This is a genomic window from Wolbachia endosymbiont of Nasonia giraulti (genome assembly GCF_048054155.1).
Lineage (GTDB): Bacteria > Pseudomonadota > Alphaproteobacteria > Rickettsiales > Anaplasmataceae > Wolbachia > Wolbachia pipientis_C.
In genome coordinates, this window is the sequence record NZ_JAFEVH010000055.1 from 1 (window position 1) to 6,566 (window position 6,566).

Genomic DNA, 6,566 nt, shown 5'->3' on the forward strand with positions numbered 1-6,566 from the left:
AGATTTGAATCCTATAGAATACTGTTGGCATACCATCAAAAGCCGCCTCAGACCTCTCATGTATAAATATACAGACTTACAGCTTTTGGTTGGTAATACCATAATGGAACTTTATCATCCATTTTAGAAAATACTATATTTCTTCCCATGGCTTTCAAATCGTGCAGCTATTTTCTTTACACTAACATGAGTGAGAAGAGGTTTTTTACTAACCGGAAGTTTAGAATCGGACTTTGCTGTTATGGGGTTCATTTTAGATCTTTTATTTCCTACCGGAAATGAGTGAGATTGGGAGGCAGTTTTTTTGCGATGGTGCAGGATCTTTCTTCATACCGATATCTGCTTGTGTTGCAGGGGTGGCTTTGCTCTTAGCAACTTGATTTTGCTCAAATTTTTCTACTATTGACTTTACTCTACCGTCCTTCTTGCTATTTACTTCTTCTTTTATAATAACCGCTTTTACTTCTGGTACTGCTTTATCAGTAGCTTTTTTTAGCGGTACTGTTGGGCTACTTTTAGCTGATTTTTTGGGAATCACTCCTACTATTCTTGTTTTCGTGCTCACTTGTTGATCAGCACTGCCTAGGTTTTTAGGCTTTGGCAGTATTTCAGATTTATCTTTTTTAGTTTCTTGCCTAGCTTCTTGATTGGTAGCATTTGGCACTGGAGCCTGTTTCTTTCTATTTTCTCTTTTTGCTTCTATATGTTCCTTAGGTATTGTTGCATAAATTGGCTCCTCTTTAGGCAACTTTGAGTGCCGCGAATCTTTCGTTGACGCTTTACTCTTTTTCTCTTGATAATTTGATATTTCCTCATGTCCAGACTCTTCACTTAATGAACTTTCATAGCCTGAATCTTCAGGAGATACATTCTCTATTTCTGGTTTAAAGTGTACCTTTTTTGAGTCAGTAGGAGGTGGTGGAGGTGCCGTTGTTGGCCGTTTTATTTTCTTCATACCTGATTTTCCTGCCGGCTGTTTTCCTTTTTGCAGCTTGAAAGTATCTTCCTTCTGCTTTGATGTTGTTTTATTTTTTGAGCTTACTTCATATGATTTATGTTCTTTATTGTTTTTTCCACTCTGCTTCGAATCTAAAATTTCTTTAAGTCCTTTCTTGAATAGATTAATTGTACTTAAAATATTTGAGTACTCGGCTGCTTTTTCTATAGTGAAACCTGATAATTCATCACCAACAAAATTTTTTATGTCATTATCATTAGTTGGAATATCTTTTCCCAAGACTCTATCTAATATTCCTTTTAATGTTCCAATAAAACCGAGTGGCTTTGTGCTCAAAGGTTCTACATAATTATTCAAGTCACTATATATAACAAACTTAGCTACATCTTTTGCGTTGTTTGTAAAATTCTTCAGAGCTTGAGATAAATCTTTCAGTGTTTCATCATATTGTTCATTAATTTTTTTTGTATCCTTCAGCTTTATGACTCTTATCAAAGAATTGAGATTTTTATCATAATTGTCACTTTTAAATAGATCACTCATACCAATTACTGTTTATCGTTTACTCAAATATAAATTCAAAGTATTAAGACCGAGTAAATGTTATATGACTTATCCTCTGACTCATAAACGCTTGCGTTCCTTAATGTGCAAAAAAATTTCAATAATCTTCAATCAGCAATAGTATAGAAATCCAAAAAACAAGTAGCTAACACTGGAACCTAGGAATTATGATTGGGCACAAATTGATGAGTATAGTTGTTTTATGTTGAAATACAGCATTTATGGAAAGATTAGATGTCAGTCTAGAATGACACCCTTTCTGGAAAACTCAGATTACAGTGTTTGTATAACTTAATAATTAGAAACTAAAGGAGTTCTTTTTTAAAAAACTTAAGTTATACTCATAAGTATTTGATACTTTTGTAGTGATTATGTCCAGTTTTAAAAATAACTCCTGTTTTTATGGCGATAATGTCGAATTTGTGGAAGAAATTTATAGCCGTTACTTGCAAGGCGATAAATCAATTGGAGAAGATTGGTACAGAATTTTTTCGAGCAATTTAGAAGTTAATAAAGCAGAACCCTGCAGAGCACAGAATGAAGCTAAGGTAGATGCTGATGATTTAGCAAATTTTTTCAGATCTTATGGTCACTTTTTTGCAGACTTAAATCCATTATCACTGAATGTAAATCAGGAAATAGATTATCAAGAATACTTGAATCTTTCTCCTACAGGTGACACTAGAATCTACAGAGATATTTACTGCAAGAATATCGGTTTTGAATTTATGCATATTTCCTCTTATGAGGAAAGAGTTTGGCTGCAGGAGAAAATTGAAAATCAGGTCTATACGCTAAGCCCTCAGGATAAAAAAGAAATACTGAGGCACTTGATCGAATCTGAGATGTTCGAGCAATTTCTCCATATGAAATTTCCTGGATATAAGCGTTTTTCTATCGAAGGTGGGGAGTCAGCCATTGTTGCAATTGAAAGAGTTATTAGTGATTCTGCAGCTTTTGGTATTGAAGAAATAGTTCTTGGTATGGCCCACCGAGGACGGCTCAATGTTCTAACCAAAGTGATGGGAAAAGATTGTGCGGCAATGCTGTCTGAATTTCAAGGCAACCTTGCATATCCAAGTGGTCTTGAGGTGTCTGGTGATGTCAAATATCACCTTGGTTACTCTTCTGATCGAGCACTTGCTGGTGGTAAAAAAATACACTTAAGTTTATGTCCTAACCCATCTCACCTTGAGGCGGTAAATCCGGTTCTAGCTGGAAGAGTAAGGGCAAAACAAAATACGAGATCTGTGCTTGGAATATCAATTCATGGTGATGCAGCTTTTATCGGGCAGGGAGTGGTTGCTGAAACTCTGACTTTGAGCAACATTGAAGGTTATAAAGTTGGTGGTATCGTGCATATTGTCATCAATAACCAAGTTGGTTTTACTGCGAATCCTCGTTGTGCACGCTCTTCTTTTTATTGTACTGATGTAGCAAAATCAATAGAAGCTCCAATATTTCATGTTAATGGAGATAATCCAGAAGCCGTGAGTTTTGCCGCGAGTTTGGCAATGGAGTATGTGCAGAAATTTAAAAAGGATGTGGTGATTGACATAATATGCTACCGCAAATATGGCCATAATGAAGGCGATGAACCAAATTTTACTCAGCCACTTATGTATAAAGCAATATCAAGGCATAAAACTCCGGGAACAATTTACGAAGAGAAGCTGGCTGCAGAGAAAGTCCTAATTAGTGATGAAGTAAGTAAATTGCGCAGCGAATTTAGGGTAAGGTTGGATAAAAGTCTTGCTGAGTCAGTGGCTTACACTCCAAAAAAAGCTGACTGGTTTGATGGAGTGTGGTCGAAATTAAGAAGAGCAAAGTTGAACGATTTGAGTGAATATTATACGGACTCTGGTGTTTCACCAGATGAGCTAAAAAAATTAGGTGTACACATAAATAGCAATATTCCAAGTAGTTTTAATCTCAATAATAAAGTCAGAAGAATACTTGATGGTAGAATAGACAGTATAAATTCCGGTAGCAACATAGACTGGGCCACTGGTGAAAGTCTTGCATTTGCGTCATTGCTTAAAGAAGAAATAGGAGTGCGCTTGTCAGGACAAGATTCTGGTCGTGGTACCTTCTCGCACCGTCATTCAAGGCTTGTTGATCAAGTAACGGAGGAAGAGTTTATTCCGCTAAACAACATAAGTGAGAAGCAAGCTCGCTTTGAAGTTATAGATAGCGCACTCTCTGAGTATGCTGTGATGGGTTTTGAATATGGATATAGCCTTGACTCTCCATATTCACTGGTGCTCTGGGAAGGGCAATTTGGTGATTTTGCAAATGGTGCGCAAATCATGATCGACCAGTTTATTGCATCAGCAGAAACAAAGTGGTTGCGATCAAGTGGTCTAGTTTTACTTTTGCCTCATGGTTATGAAGGGCAGGGGCCTGAGCATAGTTCTGCTCGTATAGAGAGGTTTTTGCAACTCTGTGCAGAGGATAATATGCAGGTGGTTAATTGCTCTACTCCTGCGAATTATTTTCATGTTTTACGCCGACAAATTAATCGAGATTTTCGTAAGCCTTTAGTGGTGTTTACACCTAAGTCACTATTGCGTCATAAAATGGCAGTTTCTAACCTTTCTGACTTTGAAGGAAAATTTCTTACGGTAATTCCAGAGTGTAGAACAGGTTTAGTTGCAAGTGATAAAATACGTAAAGTCGTAATATGTAGTGGTAAAGTTTATTACGACATAATTGAAATGCTTGAAGCACAAAAAATAAACGATATAGCAGTAATGCGTTTAGAACAATTCTATCCATTCCCGGCCGATAAACTAAACAATGAACTCGAAAAATATAAGAACGCTGAAATTATATGGTGTCAAGAGGAACCAAAAAATATGGGAGGATGGTTTTTTGTTAATCCGTTAATAGAAGAGGTTCTATCTAATCTAGACACTCAAGCAAAAAGGCCTAAGTGTATTGCGAGACCCGCTGCTGCATCTCCTGCATGCGGTTATGCTAATGTCCATGCTCAACAACAAGCAGAAATTTTGAAGCAAGTTGTGCAGGTACAATCTTGCAGATATTGAAGCGAAAGCTAGCAAGCGAACATTGTTCTTAATATTTGGCACTGCAGCCGGGTGCGATAGAAAATATATCACAACAATCAAACTGCTTGTATACTCATACAAATATAAAAAGACTTTTATTTTTTTATAAAAGTATAATATTTATTAAGATTTTCATTTATTTTTCTCAAAGTAGTTAATACAGTAAATATTAATATTAATTAATATGAGATATACATGAAGACAGAAACATTTGAGAGGTTAATAGGGCAAACTAGACTACACAGAAATAGTAAAGCTGAGATCATAAAGTTAAATAGAAACAAAAAGGCTTTTATAGATGAGGATAAAAAGTCTATCGAATTGGCTAAGGCTATTTTTGCAGAAAATAATATGTTTCGTTTTCGCAAACCAGGTTCTGCTACAGATTACATTTTGCACAAACTAATAAATGATAAAAAGCTTCTAGAGGAAATGAAAGATAGAGGTACAAGTATAATAAGTCTTTTTTCTTTGCTATCAATGTATCGTAATCTTCCCAAGTACTGTGTTGTGAGTAAAAAGGGGTGTATTACTGAGTTCAACATATTGACTTATGTTGGAAACGATTTAGAACTATTACCTTTAGAAGACTTTATACTTATTGAGTCTGCTTCATACCTAGAGTATGTTTTGTTTGACAATGATGATATCAGAAAGAGATTAGTTAAAGATTTAACTAAGGATAAAGCAAAATTAGATATTTTCCTAAATGGAATTTTAGCAATGAAGAATTCAGATTTAGTATTATCTTGTGTCAACACAATAGGGGGTCTGAATGAGGAAGCTAGAAATTATGTTAATCGCTTACAGGAAAAAAACATGCTAGATAAAATCTTAAATCAAGATGATACAACGCTTGAAAAATTAGCTCTAAAGGAGTTATTAAAACTTTCTGTTTTACAGGAAAAAGAAAGCACTAAATTAGAATCTCCTGAAATTTCAAGTGTGAAGACTCACCAACATTGTAATGGGCAATAGGCTTTAAAATATGCTGAGGTTCATTTAAATATGAGCCTCAGTATCGCTTAACTTTTATGGAGCATACTTTAACTTATTTCACTTCCACTAAGGGAATATTATTCCAACTGTTACTGCTGTAGTTGTCAATAGAAGCGTTTAGGTAATCTGTATCAAAGCGTACTGGTACATCAAATTCGAAGCTTGCGGTGATTATTGTGCCTTTTGCTGGTGGTTTCATAAATTCTATTTCTCCAGTTGAATAATTTACTGAATATTTTTCTATCTCTACACCATTTAGGTAAATTTTTATTGTATCATGCACTGGCTTTTTAATAGTTCGTGTATGCTTGTCTTTTCCACTTATGTAAGTTTTCATCAGTTGAAAGATCGTTTTTTTATCGTCTCCTATGCCAATTTCTTGATTGATAACTGTAAAGTCTGACCAATCCTTAAAGCGAAACCCTATAGCTTTACCTTTTCGTGCCTGAAAAAATGTTATGAGTTCTGTTAGCTGCTCGTTTGACCTAACTCCATAAGCTATGTTATACCTGGCACGTGCACGAGACCAATTAATATTGCGCTGTTCACAACCATTATGTGTTGTTACAATGTCAGTGGAAAATTCCGGTCCTCCAGTGGAACCATAAGATATATTTTCTGGAAATCTAATTTCTGTAAATGACATATTTCCTCCTGTAAAAATAAAGTTGAGATGTTTTAGCTAAAAAAAAAGTGTGATTTATGCAAGTTACAACAAACATGTAATAGTATCTAGAAATCTAGATACTATTAAAAGATGAAGTAAATGTAGGGTTAGTGAAAAAAGAAATCAGTAATATTATTACTACACAGAAGGTTGTAATAATGGTGTCTTTTCGGGAACGTTCAAAAAAGTGTGTCAAACCGAAAAAAAAGTAATAAATTGATATAAAAAATGGAGGTTTGATATGAGTCAAGCAAATAGAACTACTGGTTTGGTAGATTATAAAGAATTAGAAACAAATATCCTGTCA

4 protein-coding genes are annotated in these 6,566 nt (G+C 35.0%); 2 read left to right on the plus strand and 2 right to left on the minus strand.

The genetic code is table 11. From position 1 onward, the window contains the following. Positions 1-262: 262 nt before the first annotated feature. Positions 263-1,501, minus strand: a complete 1,239-nt coding sequence (locus tag JR312_RS05550; protein WP_416647924.1) for a hypothetical protein — start codon at positions 1,499-1,501, stop codon at positions 263-265. 392 nt (positions 1,502-1,893) lie between these two features. Between JR312_RS05550 and JR312_RS05555 the strand changes: the two genes are divergently transcribed. Both JR312_RS05555 and JR312_RS05560 read left to right on the plus strand, forming a co-directional pair. Further along, positions 1,894-4,572 (plus strand): 2-oxoglutarate dehydrogenase E1 component, encoded by a 2,679-nt coding sequence (locus JR312_RS05555; protein WP_416647925.1) that lies wholly within the window; start codon positions 1,894-1,896, stop codon positions 4,570-4,572. Between the two features lie 216 nt (positions 4,573-4,788). Further along, complete coding sequence (locus tag JR312_RS05560; protein WP_416647926.1) at positions 4,789-5,571, plus strand: hypothetical protein; 783 nt, start codon at positions 4,789-4,791, stop codon at positions 5,569-5,571. A 73-nt stretch (positions 5,572-5,644) separates the two neighbouring features. On the opposite strand, the gene JR312_RS05565 is transcribed toward JR312_RS05560, so the two are convergent. Next, positions 5,645-6,238, minus strand: a complete 594-nt coding sequence (locus JR312_RS05565) for a TIGR02217 family protein (RefSeq protein ID WP_264331253.1) — start codon at positions 6,236-6,238, stop codon at positions 5,645-5,647. Positions 6,239-6,566 lie beyond the last annotated feature (328 nt).